Annotated in this window: 13 protein-coding genes; 6 read left to right on the top strand and 7 right to left on the bottom strand. The window is 66.8% G+C overall.

Going from position 1 to position 16027, the window contains the following annotated elements; translation table 11 throughout:
- Window positions 1-351: 351 nt before the first annotated feature.
- The 3 genes from ACFPFG_RS23330 to ACFPFG_RS23340 are packed head-to-tail and all read left to right on the top strand — an operon-like array spanning window position 352 to window position 3320.
- Complete coding sequence (locus tag ACFPFG_RS23330) at window positions 352-1881, top strand: aminotransferase-like domain-containing protein (RefSeq protein WP_312374243.1); 1530 nt, start codon at window positions 352-354, stop codon at window positions 1879-1881.
- Window positions 1862-2083, top strand: a complete 222-nt coding sequence (locus ACFPFG_RS23335) for a ferredoxin (RefSeq protein WP_183019583.1) — start codon at window positions 1862-1864, stop codon at window positions 2081-2083. Before ACFPFG_RS23330 ends, ACFPFG_RS23335 begins: the two co-directional genes overlap by 20 nt.
- Window positions 2084-2117: 34 nt before the next feature.
- Window positions 2118-3320, top strand: coding sequence for a Rieske 2Fe-2S domain-containing protein (locus tag ACFPFG_RS23340; protein WP_380108459.1), 1203 nt, complete (start codon window positions 2118-2120; stop codon window positions 3318-3320).
- 50 nt (window positions 3321-3370) lie between these two features.
- Here ACFPFG_RS23340 and ACFPFG_RS23345 read toward each other — a convergent pair whose 3' ends face one another.
- From ACFPFG_RS23345 to ACFPFG_RS23355, 3 genes are all read right to left on the bottom strand, one after another.
- Complete coding sequence (locus ACFPFG_RS23345; protein WP_232245716.1) at window positions 3371-3880, bottom strand: CreA family protein; 510 nt, start codon at window positions 3878-3880, stop codon at window positions 3371-3373.
- Between the two features lie 130 nt (window positions 3881-4010).
- Window positions 4011-6590 carry a cyanophycin synthetase gene (gene cphA, locus ACFPFG_RS23350; protein WP_183019581.1) on the bottom strand — a complete coding sequence of 860 codons (2580 nt, stop codon included), beginning with the start codon at window positions 6588-6590 and terminating at the stop codon, window positions 4011-4013.
- 66 nt (window positions 6591-6656) lie between these two features.
- Window positions 6657-8849, bottom strand: a complete 2193-nt coding sequence (locus ACFPFG_RS23355) for a cyanophycin synthetase (protein ID WP_380108461.1) — start codon at window positions 8847-8849, stop codon at window positions 6657-6659.
- A gap of 218 nt (window positions 8850-9067) precedes the next feature.
- On the opposite strand from ACFPFG_RS23355, the gene ACFPFG_RS23360 reads away from it, so the two are divergent.
- The 3 genes from ACFPFG_RS23360 to ACFPFG_RS23370 all read left to right on the top strand — a co-directional run bounded on the left by ACFPFG_RS23360 (window position 9068) and on the right by ACFPFG_RS23370 (window position 12459).
- Entirely contained in the window at window positions 9068-11362 is a 2295-nt protein-coding gene (locus ACFPFG_RS23360) for a cyanophycin metabolism-associated ABC transporter (protein ID WP_197955016.1), read from the top strand.
- A 3-nt stretch (window positions 11363-11365) separates the two neighbouring features.
- Window positions 11366-11869 (top strand): cyanophycin metabolism-associated DUF1854 family protein, encoded by a 504-nt coding sequence (locus ACFPFG_RS23365; RefSeq protein ID WP_183019578.1) that lies wholly within the window; start codon window positions 11366-11368, stop codon window positions 11867-11869.
- 155 nt (window positions 11870-12024) lie between these two features.
- Window positions 12025-12459 carry a hypothetical protein gene (locus ACFPFG_RS23370; protein WP_012207503.1) on the top strand — a complete coding sequence of 145 codons (435 nt, stop codon included), beginning with the start codon at window positions 12025-12027 and terminating at the stop codon, window positions 12457-12459.
- A gap of 24 nt (window positions 12460-12483) precedes the next feature.
- Here the strand turns inward: ACFPFG_RS23370 and ACFPFG_RS23375 are convergent, their stop codons facing one another.
- The 4 genes from ACFPFG_RS23375 to ACFPFG_RS23390 all read right to left on the bottom strand — a co-directional run bounded on the left by ACFPFG_RS23375 (window position 12484) and on the right by ACFPFG_RS23390 (window position 15963).
- Window positions 12484-12948 carry an EF-hand domain-containing protein gene (locus tag ACFPFG_RS23375; protein WP_183019577.1) on the bottom strand — a complete coding sequence of 155 codons (465 nt, stop codon included), beginning with the start codon at window positions 12946-12948 and terminating at the stop codon, window positions 12484-12486.
- A gap of 62 nt (window positions 12949-13010) precedes the next feature.
- Window positions 13011-13931, bottom strand: a complete 921-nt coding sequence (locus ACFPFG_RS23380; RefSeq protein WP_012207501.1) for a 5'-nucleotidase — start codon at window positions 13929-13931, stop codon at window positions 13011-13013.
- Between the two features lie 16 nt (window positions 13932-13947).
- Complete coding sequence (gene gspF, locus ACFPFG_RS23385; RefSeq protein WP_197955018.1) at window positions 13948-15174, bottom strand: type II secretion system inner membrane protein GspF; 1227 nt, start codon at window positions 15172-15174, stop codon at window positions 13948-13950.
- Between the two features lie 144 nt (window positions 15175-15318).
- Entirely contained in the window at window positions 15319-15963 is a 645-nt protein-coding gene (locus tag ACFPFG_RS23390; protein ID WP_380108465.1) for a glutathione S-transferase family protein, read from the bottom strand.
- Window positions 15964-16027: the final 64 nt, after the last annotated feature.

Genomic DNA, 16027 nt, shown 5'->3' on the forward strand with positions numbered 1-16027 from the left:
TGGAGAAAGACAGTGCGGCCGGACCGACATGAGATGCACAGAGTATTGCGTACGACAGCTATCCGCGCGTAAATGTGCATGGCACGCCCTATTTTCAGAGAAGAGGGTTTGCACGGAATTTATTATCAACTTTCGTTGATGGTGCTTCATTCATTGGTTGATTTGCTTTGCAATTGGTTTAGAAGGTTTCGGGTCTTGAGTTTTGTTGCCTAGAATGGTTTGCATTGATCAATATGTATCTTTGCCTGGATATTTTTTCAAGGTGAGGAGATATTCAATCTTGCTTGTGCCGCTTTTGCGGCATGTCTTGAATTGAATGTATTCCCATTGTTGGTCCACAGCGAGAAGAATATGTCCCATGATGTCATCGAATGTGATCGGTCGATATGGCCGGGTGCCATCCGCGTTGACCGCGCCGCGCCTGCAAGCCTGGTTTCGCAGATCGTGGAGTCCGTCGAACGCTCGATCGACGCGGGCATCCTGAGGCCCGGTGAGAAGATCCCCTCGGTGCGTTGTCTTGCAAGAAGGCTGCAGGTCAGCACGTTCACGGTGCTGGAGGCAAATGAGCGGCTGGTCGCCTCTGGCCTGCTTTATGCAAGGCGCGGCGCCGGCTATTTCGTGTCGCGTCTGCACAAGACCGGTGCGTCGCACGGGAGTGCCGCAGGCCTGGAACACGGCTGCCTGCTCCGGGCGTATTCACCGGGACGCGTCGCGCCACAGGCCGGGATTCCTGTGTCGGGCAGCCACCTGCCATCCGATTGGTATGGCGATGGCTGGATACAGGATGCTGCCCGCCGGGCGCTGCGGGTGCATCCGGATCGGCTGCTGAGCGCGGGCAATCCGTTGGGCCTGCCCGAGTTGAGGCGCCTCATGGCCCAGCGGCTGGGAGCCAGCCTGGTCGCCGTCGACGAGCACCAGGTCATGGTGACCGCCGGCGCGACGCATGCCTGGGACCTGTTGCTGCGCACGCTGTGTCGGCCAGGCGATCGTGTGGGCATGGAAGATCCCGGCAGCCCCACTTTGCGGGCCTTGATTCTTCGGCATGGCTGCATTCCGGTGCCCGTGCATCGAGGCGCCGAGGGACTGGATATTGATGCGCTTTGTGCGGATTGCCTGCGTGCCACGCCCAGGCTGCTGTTCATCCAGACGGTTTACCAGAACCCGCTGGGCACCACGCTTTCCCCCTTGCAGTTGCACCGCCTGCTGGCATTGGCCGAACGCTTCGATCTGCTTGTCGTGGAAAGCGACATGTACCGTGCAATGGGCGAACCGGGGCAGCCTTGTCTGGCGGCAATGGATGGGTTGAAGCGGGTTGTACGGGTGGACAGCACGACGACGACGCTGTCTCCGCTGCTGCGGGTGGGCTTCATCTTTGCGTCGCCGACGCTGATCTCGAAGCTGGTGGACAGCAAAGTCGCGACGGGCTTCGCAGGCACGCGACTGGAGGAGCGGATTGTTTGCCAGATTCTGGGTTCGAGCGAGTACCGGCGAATGGTGGCGCGGCTTCAGGCCCGGATCGGCACTTGCCTGACCTCGGGGACGGAGCGCCTGCACAGGCTGGGCATGAGGCCTTTGGCGCAGCCGACGGGTGGCATTTTCATTTCGGCCGTATTGCCTTCGCCGGATGGGGTGGGCGCAGCCGACGAGGCACGGATCAGCGAGGCCGCAAGCGCCAGCGGTCTCGCCGTGAAAGCCGGATCGGCCTTCTCCTGCCGGTCCGGCGATCGTGCCTGGATACGCCTGAACATCGCCTATCTGGACCACCCGGCGCTGTCGCGCTTCGTCGAGCGGCTGCGTGGCGCCGCCGATGGTCGCAATCGGCATAACTTTGCAACCAGCAACCTGGCGAAGGACACGACAGATGAGCACCTTGAGAGTTGAACTGGACCAGGCCACCTGCTGTGGCTCGAAGATGTGCGTAAACCTGGCTCCGCAGGCATTTGAACTGTTGAACGACGGTTTCGCGGGAGTGATGCGGCGTGCCGACGAGGTGCCCCTGGACGTGCTGAAGAAGGCGGCCAGAAGCTGTCCCACGCAATGCATCGTGATCTACCGCGACGACATCGAAGTTGATCTTTACTGAAAAGCAAGGCCCAAGCCCCTTGCAGGAGACCACCATGGCCCAAAACTGGCTCAGCGACAAACTGCCCTATCACCGCCCGGAATGGTTGGGCTCCTCGGACAACATCCAGCCCGGCACACCTGTTCAGCCGCCGCAGTACCGAACGCTGCAGTCCAGCGACAGCCCGGCAACGAGTTACGACCTCGGCACCACGGCAGAGTCATGGAAATATTTCTGGCACCCCGTCGCGACTGTCAAGGAGTTCCGCGGCCACACTCATAGCGGCAAGGGGCCGATGTCCACCGTTTTGCTGGGCCAGCGCATCGTTGTGGCCGAAATGGGCGGGCAGATCCAGGCCTTCGACGACAAGTGCCCGCATCGCGGCGCCTCGCTGGGGATGGGCTGGATCGAAGGGGACAACCTGCGTTGCCGCTATCACGGATGGTGCTTCGACTCGAAAGGCAAGTGCGTGGACATCCCGTCGCTGGGCGAAGGCGATCCGATTCCCGCACGTGCAAAACTGCAGGGCTATGACTGCCAGGTCAAGTACGACTTGATCTGGGTCCGCCTGAAGCCCGGAGCGGATACCTCGATTCCGCATTTTCCCGCGTGGGATGACCCCGAGATGACCTGCATCCCTGGCGAACCCTATCTCTGGCCTTGCTCATCGGGCCGCCGGGTCGCGAACTTCATCGATGTGACCCACTTCGCCTTCGGTCACCAGGGAACGCTCGGCGGCCCGCCGCACACGCGCTTCAAGCCCTACCCGATCACGCAGCTCGAGGGACGCCTGGAGTTCAATGTCGATACATTCCTCGCCTTCAATCCTGGCGACGCGACCTACGGGCCGCCCTCGGGTCCCGAGTCGGTGATGCTTGGCCCGGGCGCCTACCACTTGATCATGCCGTTCACCGTGGTGCTGTTCTTCAAGTGGTCCGAGACCCGGTCAACGCAGATCTTCATGCATCCGACTCCGATCGACGCGGAAAACTGCCGCAGCTATTGGTTCACGTGCCACACGAACGATGCGTCACCGGACCAGGAGCATCTGGCGCTGCAGTCCATCGTGCTGACCCAGGACCTGCCTTTGGTGGCATCCCACGTGCCTCGTTCCATCGGTGGACCTCACGAAGAGATTTCCGTTCCTGCGGACAAGCCGGAGATCATCTGGCGCAAGTGGATGCGCGAGCTTGCCCGGGCTGCGGACAAGGGTCCGGAAACGCTCAGTGCTTGCCTGCAGGAGAAGGCAGAGTATTGAGACGGGCGCCAGAGGCCCTGGCCGGATGGGGCCGATGCGCGCCGTGCACGCTACTTGCCCAACGGGATGGGCGTGCTGCGCGGCACGGGCACGGCCGTGACGCTGTTCTGCGGCGAGCCTTCGATCACGCGGTCCGAATAGGTCATGTAGACCAGGGTGTTGCGCTGCGCATCGACCATGCGCACCACGCGCAGGCGCTTGAACAGCAGGGAGATGCGTTCGCTGAACACCTCTTCCTGCTGCCTGAGCGGCGCGGGGATCTGGATGGCGCCGGTCTGGTGGCAGGTGATCGATGCCTCGGCACGGTCCTCGGCCAGGCCCAGCCCGCCCTTGATGCCGCCGGTCTTGGCACGCGAGACATAGCAGGTCACGCCAGCCACCTTGGGGTCGTCATAGGCATCGACCACGATCTTGTGGTCCGGGCCTATGAACTTGAACACCGTGTCCACGGCGCCGACCTGCTCGGCCCGGGCGCCACAGGCGCCCAGCAGCAGCGTGGCCAGAGCGGCCGTGAGCAAGGCCCGGCCTCGCGGGAAATACTTCATACTGGGTTCAATCATGGCGTTGCGTACGAGAGTGGCGCGGCCCAACTCAGGGACACCGAGGAAGGGCCGCCCCGCCCCGAGGGTGTCGTCGGTGGCCCGTATGCCCCCTCCCGCGAAGCGAGAGAGGGGGAAGGCGCAAAGCGCCTCAGGGGGTGTTTTCACCCGCCACATGGCGGCGAAGATGCTCCAAGGCCTCTTCCACCTGGTCCACCAGCACCAGGCACAGGTCGCCCGGGGTCAGCCGCGCCAGCGCGTGGTCGATGGCGTTGAACTCACCCTGGATCTGGGTCACGTAGTCGGTGCGCGGTGCGCCTTGCAGGCCTTGCTGCAGCAGGGCCAGCACTTCGCCGTCGGCGCGGCCGCGCTGGCAGGCATCCTGGTAGAGGATGACGTCGTCGAAGGCGCGGCCCAGGATCTGGGTCTGCTCGGTGATGTCCTGGTCGCGGCGGTCGCCCGCGCCGCTGATGACCACGCTGCGGCGCTGTGCCGGCATGGCGTCCACGGCCTGGACCAGGGCGCGGATGGCGTCTGGGTTGTGACCGTAGTCGGCGATCAGCGTGGCGCCACGGTAGTCCATGACGTTGAAGCGGCCCGGTGCGTTGTCGCTGTCGTTGACGAAGCCGGCCAGGCCACGGCGGATGGTCTGCCAGGGCATGCCCACGCCCCAGGCGGCCGCGATGGATGCCATGACGTTCTCCACCTGGAAGCTGATGGTGCCGTTGCGCGTGATGGGGATCTCGCGCAGCGCGATGGTCTCGCGCCACGAGCTTTCGGCCGCGACGATGCTGTCGCCGTCCACGTAGACCACGCGATTGCCCTGGGCACGGTGCGTGGCCATCACGGGGTGGTGGCGGTCGGCCGCGAAATAGATGACCTTGCCCGGCGAGGTGGAGGCCATGGCCGCGACCAGCGGGTCGGCGGCGTTGAGCACGGCATAGCCGTCGGCGGCCACGTTCTGCACGATGACGCGCTTGAGCACGGCCACGTCTTCCACCGTGGTGATGAAGTTCAGGCCCAGGTGGTCGCCCGCGCCCACGTTGGTGACCACGGCCACCTGGCAGCGGTCGAAGCCCAGGCCTTCGCGCAGGATGCCGCCGCGTGCGCATTCGAGCACGGCAGCGTCGGTCTCGGGGTGGGCCAGGGCGTTGCGCGCGCTGCGCGGGCCCGAGCAGTCGCCGCTGTCGATCTGGCGGCCGTTGACGTAGACGCCGTCCGTGTTCGTCATGGCCGTGCGCCAGCCATGCGAGGTGAACAGATGGGCGATCAGGCGCGTGGTCGTGGTCTTGCCGTTGGTGCCGGTGACGGCCACCAGCGGGATGCGGCCATCCTGGCCCGGTGCGAACAGCTCATCGACCATGGGCACGCCCACGTTGCGCGGCTTGCCGAAGGAGGGCGCCAGGTGCATGCGCAGGCCCGGTGCGGCGTTGACTTCGACGATGCCGCCGTTTTGCTCCTCCAGCGGGCGCAGCATGGTCTCGCAGACCACGTCCACGCCGCAGATGTGCAGGCCGATGGTCTGGGCGGCCTCCACGGCGCGCGCGGCGATGTCGGGGTGCACGTCGTCCGTCACATCGGTGGCGCTGCCGCCGGTGGACAGGTTGGCGTTGTTGCGCAGCACCACGCGCTGGCCCTGGGCCGGCACGGATTCGGGCGTGAGCCCTTCGGTGGCGATGCGCGCGATGGCGATGTCGTCCAGGCGGATCTTGGTCAGCGCCGTGCCGTGGCCCGAGCCGCGGCGCGGGTCCTGGTTGACGATGTCCACCAGCTCGCGGATGGTGTGCTGGCCGTCGCCCAGCACCTGGGGCGGCTCGCGGCGCGCAGCGGCCACCAGCTGGCCGCCGACCACCAGCAGGCGGAAGTCATGGCCGGGCAGGAAGCGCTCGACCATGATGTCGTCGCCGAATTCCGAGGCGGTGGCGAAGGCGGCCTTGAGCTGCTCGTGCGTGGTGATGTTGACCACCACGCCCTTGCCCTGGTTGCCGTCCTGGGGCTTGACCACCACGGGCAGGCCCACCTCCTGGGCCACGAGCCAGGCTTCTTCCACGTCCTTGACGGGGCGGCCCAGCGGCACGGGCACGCCGGCGGCGTGCAGCAGGCGCTTGGTCAGGTCCTTGTCCTGGGCGATGGACTCGGCCACGGCGCTGGTCTGGTCCAGCTCGGCGGCCTGGATGCGGCGCGCCTTGGAGCCCCAGCCCAGCTGTACCAGCGAGCCCGAGGTCAGGCGGCGGATGGGAATGCCACGCGCCACGGCCGCATCGACGATGGAGCCGGTGGAGGGGCCGATGCGCTCGTCCTCGTCGAGTTCGCGCAGCTGGGCCACCACCTTGTCGGCGTCGAAGGGCGTATCGGCCAGGGCCGACTGCAGCAGTTCGCCGGCCTGCTCCATGGCCAGGCGGCCGACGGCCTCTTCGGTGTACTCCACCACCACCTGGTAGGTGCCGGTCTCCACGGTTTCATGCGTGCGGCTGAAGGTCACCGGGCAGCCGGCCTGGGCCTGCAGCGACAGGGCCGCGACTTCCAGCACCTGGGCCAGCGACAGGCGCTGGTCGGCGCCGTGCGGCTGCAGCGTGCCGATCTTGGGAAAGCGCGCGCGCAGCCGGTCCTCGAAGCCGGGCAGGGCCGAGTAGTCGCACTCGCCGGGCTCGCATTGCACGATGGCTTCGATGGCGGTGCTGCGGGTCCAGAGATTGGGGCCGCGCAGGGCTCGGATGCGGGTGATCTGCATAGTGTCTTCTTTCGGAGGGCAGGCCCGCGTCGCCGGGCCTGCCTGCATGTCATCGTGGGGTCGGGCTCAGGCGGCGGTGGCTGCGGCGGCCGGCGTGTAGTCGAAGGTCTTGATGCCGGCGACGATGAGGTCGGGGGCAATGTCCATGGACCACGCGGCGGCAATGGCGGCCAGCAGGGCCGGCGTGTCCGGGCGCAGGCCGCCGGGCAGGCTCAGTGCGTCCAGCGTGCCCAGCACGCGCTCTGCAGCGCCCGTGGCCAGGATCACCTGGTTGCCGCGCACGAAGACGGCGCGGCCTTCGCTCTCGGAACGGTGGGCCGCGACCACGGGGCTGTCTGCCTGCATCGAATAGAACAGCACCTCGCCGTCGCACAGGCGGGCCAGGTCGGCCACCTGCTCGATGTCGGCATTGAGGACGCCCGCGCCCTCGTCCAGCACCACGTCGATCTGGGTGCGCATCACGCGCGTCATCTGCGACTGCTCGTGCACGTCATGGTCGGGCAGCTGCTCGAAGCCATCCATGTCGGTGACCACGCCGACCAGGCAGCGGTCGTAGGCCAGGCCTTCCTCCAGGATGGAGCGGGCCGTGGTCTGGATGACGGCGGCCTGGGCCAGGCGGTTGGTCAACAGACGATGGGCGCCTGCCCAGTTGGCGGTGTTGGTCTTCTGGGTCTGGCGGTTGGACAGGAACATGCCCTCGCTGCTGGCCACGCCCGTGAGCTTGCCCGACAACTGCAGCAGCCAGCCGACGAGGCGGGCCGTGAAACCGTTGTTTCGCGTGCCGGCAATGCCGACCAGGGGAATGCGGCCGGCGGCCGTGCCTTCTTCGGTGCGCGGGAACAGATGGTCGGCAATGGCCATGCCCACGGGGCGCGGTGCGCCGCTGGTGGGCTTCAGGTGCATCAGCAGGCCGGGGCCGGCGTTGACTTCGAGGATGGCGCCGCCCTGCTCCTTCATGGGGCGCGAGACGTCCTGCAGGATCATGTCCATGCCCGCGATGTCCAGGCCCACGATCTTGGCGGCCAGCGTGGCCATGTAGGCCACTTCGGGGTGGACTTCGTCGGTGCAGTCGATGGCCATGTTGCCGTTGCGCTGCAGCAGCACGCTGGCGCCCTGGGCGGGAATGGTGTCGGGCGTGACGTTCTGGCGCTTGAGTTCCAGCTTCACGGCCGGGGCTTCGAGGTTGATCCAGTCCAGCGGGTATTCCTGCTCGGGGCCGCGGCGCGGGTCCTGGTTGACCACGGCGACCAGCTCGCGCACCGTGGACTTGCCGTTGCCGGCCACGCTCACGGTCTCGCCACGGCAGGCGGCAACCACCTTGCCGCCCACGACCAGGATGCGGTGCTCGGTGCCGTCGATGAAGCGCTCGACGATGACGTCCGAGCCTTCGGGCTGGGCCAGGGCAAATGCGGCCTTGATGTCGGCCTCGTCGCGCAGGTCCAGCGTCACGCCGCGTGCGTGGTTGCCGTCCGAGGGCTTGACGGTGACGGGAAAGCCGATGTCCTGTGCCACTTCCCAGGCTTCTTCGGGGCTGTTGACGATCTGGCCTTCGGGCACGGGCACGCCGCAGGCGGCCAGCAGGCGCTTGGTGAAGTCCTTGTCCTGGGCAATGCCCTCGGCGATGGCGCTGGTCTGGTCGCTCTCGGCGGTCCAGATGCGGCGCTGCGCGGCGCCATAGCCGAGCTGCACGAGGTTGCCGTCATTGAGGCGGATGTGGGGAATGCGGCGCTCGCCGGCCGCATCGACGATGCAGCCCGTGCTCGGGCCCAGGTAGCGGTCGTTGATCTCGGTCTTGATGGCCTTGACGGCGGCCTTCAGGTCGAAGGACTCGTCGTTGATGGCGGCCATGATCAGCCGGTGGCCGTAGGCCAGGGCCGTGCGCGCCACGGTTTCCTCGGGGCAGCGGAAGACCATGCGGTAGATGCCGCGCTGGGAAATCTCCCGCGTCTGGCCGAACTCGGCCGGCATGCCCGCCAGGTTCAGCAGCTCGATGATGATGTGCTCCAGCACATGGCCGCACCAGGTGCCGCCTTCCAGGCGCTGGATGAAGCCGCCGCGCTCGCCCACGCCGCAGTGGTGCTCGATCAGGTCGGGCAGCCAGGCCGTCAGGCGCTCGTTGAAACCGGCAAGCTTGTTCGAGGGATAGTCCTCCAGCTCACCAAGATCCAGCCAGACCTCCAGCACGGGACGGTAGGTCCAGACGCTGGGTCCACGCAGGTAGGTGGTGCGCAAGAGTTGGATGTCTTTGAATTTCGCCATGTCGATCAACGGGTAAGCGTGAGCGACGACCCGGGTGCGGATCGCCGGAGAATGGGAGAGGATTGTGCGCCCAGAAAGCCCATGCGCAGTGCTGTCAGCCTAAACCAGGGCTGGCGCGTTGAGCAGGGTATGCCGTGCAAAGCGCGGGATATCCACCGGGGAGCTGCGGTTGCCCGCATGACACCAGGAGCCGCCAGGGGCGGGAAAAACAACTCAACATGCAAGAACACCATTCTGTGGACGTTTCGGCCTTCCTTGCCAGCCCCCGCGGGGCTGGGCTGCGAGCCAGGCTCGCTTCCAATGAAAACGTGCTGGCCCTCGTCCCGGTTGACCTGACCCTCGACATGCGCTTCGGCGAAGGCTGGGTTGTGCTGACCAACCAGCGGCTCCTCGCCTGTGATCCTGCGGATCAAGAGTGGAGTGAGTGGGCACTATCCATTGATCAGAATCTGCGCACGCTGGACCACGGCGGCGTGGGCAACCTCGAGCTGCACGGCCCGGCCGCCCGGCTGGCGCTGTGGCGCTTCACGCTGCGCCACCAGGCGGCCGTGCTGCGCCTGCTGCAGCAGTTCGACCATGAGCGCGAGCGCCTGGCGCGCGGCGAGGACTTTGCCGCGCCCGAGGACGACGTGCCCCGCTGCCCGGCCTGCCAGGCCGAGCTGCCGCCCGAGGCCGACGAATGCCCGGCCTGCGCGCGCCAGCAGGGCCCGCAGACCTCCACCTGGGTGCTGCTGCGCCTGTGGCGCTTCGCCCACCCCTACCGGCACCAGCTGCTGCTGGGCTTTCTGCTGACGCTGGCCTCCACGGGCGCCACCCTGGTGGCGCCCTACCTGACCATTCCCATCGTGGACAAGATCCTGATCCCGTTCCAGAACGGGCAGCAGATCGACAGCAGCCTCGTGGTCTTCTACCTGAGCGGGCTGCTTGCGGCGGCGCTGGTGGCCTGGGGCCTGGGCTGGGCGCGCACCTTCGTGCTGGCCAAGGTGTCCGAGCGCATAGGGTCTGATTTGCGCACCACCACCTACAACCACCTGTTGACGCTGTCGCTGGACTACTACGGCAGCAAGCGCACGGGCGACCTGATGGCGCGCATCGGGGCGGAAACAGATCGCATCAATTTGTTTCTATCCTTGAATGCACTGGATTTCGCCACCGACGTGCTGATGATCGTGATGACCTCGGTCATCCTGTTCTCCATCAATCCGTGGCTGGCCCTGGTCACCCTGGTGCCGCTGCCCTTCATCGCCTGGATGATCCATCTGGTGCGCGACCGCCTGCGCACGGGCTTCGAGAAGATCGACCGCGTCTGGTCCGAAGTGACCAATGTGCTGGCCGACACCATTCCCGGCATCCGCGTGGTCAAGGCCTTCGCCCAGGAAAAGCGCGAGGCCGATCGCTTTGCCCAGGCCAACCTGGTCAACCTGCAGGCCAACGACAAGGTCAACAAGACCTGGTCGCTGTTCACGCCCACGGTGACGCTGCTGACCGAGATCGGCCTGCTCGTGGTCTGGGGCTTCGGCATCTGGCTGGTGGCCGGTGGCCAGATCACGGTCGGTATCCTGACGGCCTTCATCGCCTACATCGGCCGCTTCTACAGCCGCCTGGACTCGATGAGTCGCATCGTCTCGGTCACGCAGAAGGCGGCAGCCGGCGCCAAGCGCATCTTCGACATCCTGGACCACGTGAGCAACGTGCCCGACCCGGTCAACCCGGTCAAGCTGCCGCGCGTGCAAGGCGCCATCACGCTGGACAACCTGAGCTTCCGCTACGGCAGCCGCGCCGTGATCAAGAACCTGGATCTGCAGATTCGCCCGGGTGAAATGATCGGCCTGGTGGGCCACAGCGGCTCGGGCAAGAGCACCCTGGTCAACCTGATCAGCCGCTTCTATGACGTGAGCGAGGGCTCCATCCAGCTCGACGGCGTGGACATCCGCAGGCTCAAGGTCTCGGACTTCCGCAGCAACATCGGCCTGGTGCTGCAGGAGCCCTTCCTGTTCTTCGGCACCATTGCCGAGAACATCGCCTACGGCAAGCCCGACGCCACGCGCGAGGAAATCGTGGCGGCGGCGCGTGCGGCCCATGCCCATGAATTCATCCTGCGCCTGCCGCACGGCTACGACTCCCTGGTGGGCGAACGCGGCCAGGGCCTGTCGGGCGGCGAGCGCCAGCGCATCTCCATTGCGCGCGCACTGCTGATCGATCCGCGCATCCTGATCCTGGACGAGGCCACCTCGGCCGTGGATACCGAGACCGAGAAGGAGATCCAGAAGGCGCTGGACAACCTGGTGCAGGGACGCACGACGATTGCCATTGCCCACCGCCTGTCCACGCTGCGCAAGGCCGACCGCCTCGTGGTCATGGACCGGGGCGAGATCGTGGAAGTGGGCCCGCACGACGAGCTGATGGAAAAGCAGGGCGCCTACTGGCGCCTGTACCAGGCCCAGGCGCGGCGCGCCGAAGAGGATGCCCAGGCCGCAGGCCTGACCCTGGCCGCAACCACCATCGAGGAGTAAGCCATGTCCAACGCCCAACATTCCGCTGCCGGCGCCGATCTGAGCGGTGTGCGCATGGAGCGCAACGCCCATGGCCGCCTGGTGCTGATCCTGGCCGACGGCACGCGCCACGAATCCGTGGTGCCCGTGCGCGCCTTTCCCATTGCCGCGCCGCTGCAAGGCCTGTCCCTGGTCTCCGTCGATGGCAAGGAGGCGCTGTGGGTGGACCACATGGACCACCTGCCGGCGCAGGCCCGCACGCTGATCGAGGAAGACCTGGCCGTGCGCGAGTTCGTGCCCGTCATCCAGCGCATCCACAAGGTGTCCGGCTTTTCCACGCCCAGCACCTGGGACCTGGAGACCGACCGGGGCCCCGTGCAGCTCGTGCTCAAGGCCGAGGAGGACATCCGGCGCCTGTCGGGCCGCACGCATCTGATGATCACCAGCCAGGACGGCGTGCAGTTCAGCGTGCCCGATAGCACGGCGCTGGACCGCACCTCGCGCAAGCTGCTGGAGCGTTTCCTCTAGAGCCTGGTCGGGGTGAGCAAGGGGTTTACCCTTGGTTTGAGGCAGGCCGAAGCGTCTTTCAAAAAAAGCGCTTCAGTTCTTTCAGCTTCTGTCGATGATGAGGCGACGGCGGGAAATTCCCGCCCACAGCACACATCCAGCAAGAGGGTCGAGCCATGCCAATTCCACCTGTTGACCGATCACCCATACCGTGGCGCCCGCAAAGCGCCGATCTGTACTCCACCGGTGCGTCGGGCGCGGTGCCCGTGCGCCCTGTGAACGCCACCAACGCCGTCGAATCCACGGACCGCATCGGCGAGGGCCGGGTGGTGCGAGATCCTGAAAAACCGTCCGTGGTGGACCAGGAAAACCGCGACTGGACGCTGGCCGAGGAGATCAAGCAGAAGGAAGAGGTCGAGGAGCCGCCCAAGGAGCCGATCTCCAAGCAGCTCATCGAGTTCATCCAGTCGATGTGGCGTGCCAGCGCCATGGCCGTGGAGCAGGCCCAGGAGGTCAGCAAGGCCGACGATGTGGCACGCAACAAGATGCAGGTGCGCGACGAACCGTTGACCTATTCGGAACCCAAGGTCAAGCGTACCGGCGGACTTTGAGTGTCAGGGGCGCGGCAAGAAGGCTCAGTCCTTTGAGCCTTCGCCTTCCTTCTTGTCCCTGGCAGCGGGCGCGGCCGCCGCAAGCTCGGCGGCCTTTGCTTCTTCGGCCCGCGCCTTGGCCTTTGCCTTGTCGCGCTCGGCGCGGTACTTGACGGCAAAGGCCTGCACCTCCGCATAGGAGACGTAGCCGTCCCTGTCGGTATCGGCCTCGTCGAAGGCCGCCGACAGGCGCGGGAACAGCGCCACTTCGGCGCGGCTGAGCTTGCCGTCCTTGTTGAAGTCCAGCATCTTGAATTCGCGCTGGGCCTTGATCTCCCCCTTGGTCAGCGGCGCCGGGCTGGCCGTTGCCTGCTCGGTGGCTGCGTTTTCTGCCGCCTGCGCGCGCGCGGCGGGCAGCATGAAGGCGCTGGTCAGCAGCACCACGACGGCGGCCTGCAGCAGCGGTGGCCGGCGCAGCAGGGCAGAGCGGTTCATGAGGGGAAAATGCATGGGCTTTATTTGGGCACGGAACCGGCATTTGCAAGCACGGCCGGCCCGCCCTTTGCAATTGTTTACTTCGGCGGATCGGCGTCCGGATTGGAGATGCCGCTGCTCACGTGGCCTGCCGGCACATGGCGCGCGGCCGAGTTGACGTGGCCGGTCTGGTCGTCGAAGAAGAAGTCCGGCTCGAACTCGCGCAGGAACGGGCCCTTTTCCAGGCCGCCGAGGAACATGGCCTCGTCCACCGCGATGCCCCATTCCAGCAGCGTGCGGATGGCGCGCTCGTGCGCCGGTGCGCTGCGCGCCGTCACCAGGGCCGTGCGAATGCGCATGGTCTGGGACGAGTCCGCCTGCTGCTGCAGCCGGTGAAGCGCCACCAGCAGCGGCTTGAACGGCCCCTCCGCCAGCGGCGTGGCGGCATGGGACACCTCGTGGCGCAGAAAGGCCGGCAGCCCGCCTTGCTGGTAGACGCGTTCGGCCTCGTCGGAGAACAGCACGGCATCGCCGTCGAAGGCGATGCGCACCTCCTGCGGGTAGCGGTCGCCTGCGGGCGTGGAATCGACCATCACGCGCGCGGCAGGAAAGCCGATGGACAGCGCCCTGCGCACATCGACCTCGTTGGCCGAGAGAAACAGGTGGGCGCCCAGCGGCCGCAGGTAGGAAAACGGATCGCGCCCGCGCGTGAACACGCCGCGCTCTATGTGCATGTCGGCCGCCTTGGCCGAGGCGAACACGCGCATGCCGCTGGCCGGGTCGTTGCGCGACAGCATCATCACCTCCACGCGCTGCACTTCGGGCGTATTGAAGGCCAGCAGCTTGCGCACCAGCGGGAAGGCGATGCCCGGGCGGGCAGGCTGGTGCACCAGGTCCAGCTGGCGGCGCATGTAGGCCTGCTCGTCACCGGCGTCGAACAGCCGGTTCTCCTCCTCGAAGTCGAACAGCGCCCGCGAAGAGATGGCGACGACCAGCTTGTCTTGCAGTGTCACGGGCATGGCTTGGCGCTTTTCGCTATTTGACGAACTGGTTGAGCTGGATGATGGGCATGAGCACGGCCAGCACGATCAGGGCCACGACCATGCCCATGGCCACGATCAGCAGCGGCTCCAGGATGGTGGCCAGGTGCATGGCGCGGCGCTGCACCTCGGTGGACAGCTGGTTGGCGGCGCGCTGCAGCATCACGGGCAACTGGCCGGTCTGCTCGCCCAGGCGGGCAAACATGGAGATCAGGCCCGGGAAGCGCTTTTTCTGCGCCAGGGCCGAGGCCAGCGGCGCGCCCTCGCGCACCAGGGCCAGCGCATCCATGGCGTCGGCGCGCAGCGCGCGGTTGCCCAGGGTCTCTGCGGCAGCCTGCAAGGCCTTGAGGATGGGCACGCCTGCGCCCGCCAGCATGGCCAGCGTGCCGGCAAAGCGTGCCGCGTTGTAGTTGCGCGCCAGCCGGCCGATCAGCGGCAGGCGCAGCCACCAGGCGTCGAAGCGCTCGCGCAGCGCGGGGTTCTTCATGGACAGCCGGAAGCCCACGGCGCCCAGCACCAGGGCGACCAGCGCGGCCCAGCCATAGCTGCGCACAAAGTCGCTGAGTGCCAGCATGGCCACGGTGAGCCAGGGCAGGGCGCGCTTGGTGCCGGCGAACACGCTGGCCACCTGGGGCACCACGTAACTGACCAGGAACAGCACGATGACGATGGCCACCAGAGTCACGATGGCCGGGTACAGGGCGGCGCCGATGAGCTTGGACTGCAGGGCCTGGCGCGATTCCAGGTCATCGGCCAGCCGCTCCAGCACCGGGCCCAGGCTGCCGCTGGCCTCGCCGGCGCCGATCACGGCGCAGTAGATGTCGGAGAACTCGCGCGGGTGCTGGGCCAGGGCGCGGGCAAAGGTGGAGCCTGCGTTGACCTCGGCGCGCAGCGCGGCCACGAGGTGGTGCTGGCGCGGGTCGTCGGCTTCTTCGGACAGGGCGGCCAGGGCGCGCTCTATGGGGAGTCCCGAGGCCACCAGCCCCGCCATCTGGCGCGTCCACACGGTGAGCCCTGTGGAGCCGAGTACGGGACGGGTCAGCCAGCGCGAGGCGCCGCCCTGCGGGCCGGATGCAGAGCCCGAGGCCACGATCTCCACGGCCATGGGCACCAGGGCCTGGGCCCGCAGCTGGCTGCGCGCGGCGCGCGCATTGTCGGCTTCGATCGTGCCCTTGCGGGTCTGACCTTGGGCATCCAGGGCTTCGAAGGAAAAGGCAGGCATGCGCGGCGGGAGTCGGGAAGGGCTGGGGAAGGGATGGCGTTCAGGAAACGCCAGGCGGCGATCCAACCCCCGATGGTAGCCGCTGCCGGTGACGGCTGGATGGCGAGGCCGCCGCCGCGGCTGGCGGCAGCCCCTGCCTGGCCCCTATGCCGGCTGGGCCGCGAGGTCCGCTTCGTTGAGCTGGATGGAGCGCAGCGAGGCCGGGCGTTCCATCAGCGGCTGGCCGTAGTCGCTGAATTCGGGCAGCGCGGGCAGCAGCTTCATCATCGTGCCCCAGCGCAGGTAGCTGGCCATGAGCACGTCGGCCGCGGTGAACTGGTCGCCGCACAGGTAGCGCCTGCCGGCCACGGCCTGGCGCAGCGTCTGCACCACGTCGTCATAGCGGCCATAGCCGGCTGACATGGCCTGGTCGGCCGTCTGCTGCTCCAGGTGGCCCTGGCTCTTTGCAGTCATCACGGCCTCGACGGGGCCGGCCAGGAAGAACATCCAGCGGTGGTAGACGCCGCGCAGCGGGCCGTCCACGGCCGGTGCGAGCCGCCGTTCGGGGAAGATGTCGGCCAGATAGGCAAGGATGGCGGCCAGTTCGGTGATCACCGTATCACCATGCACCAGGGCGGGGACCTTGCCCATGGGGTTGATGGCCAGGTAGTCGGCGGACTTCATGGTGCTGCCGTATTCCAGCCGCACGGGCTCATAGCGGGCGCCACATTCCTCCAGCATCCAGCGCGTGATGACGGCGCGCGAGCGGGGGTGGAAGTAAAAGCGCAGAGGCTTGATCGAGTCGTTCATGAAGGCTCCCAGTGGTTTGAATGCATGGCGAGAAGGCCATGGGAGCGACTGTAGGAGGCCATGC

Source organism: Delftia deserti (assembly GCF_042653485.1).
GTDB lineage: Bacteria > Pseudomonadota > Gammaproteobacteria > Burkholderiales > Burkholderiaceae_C > Comamonas > Comamonas acidovorans.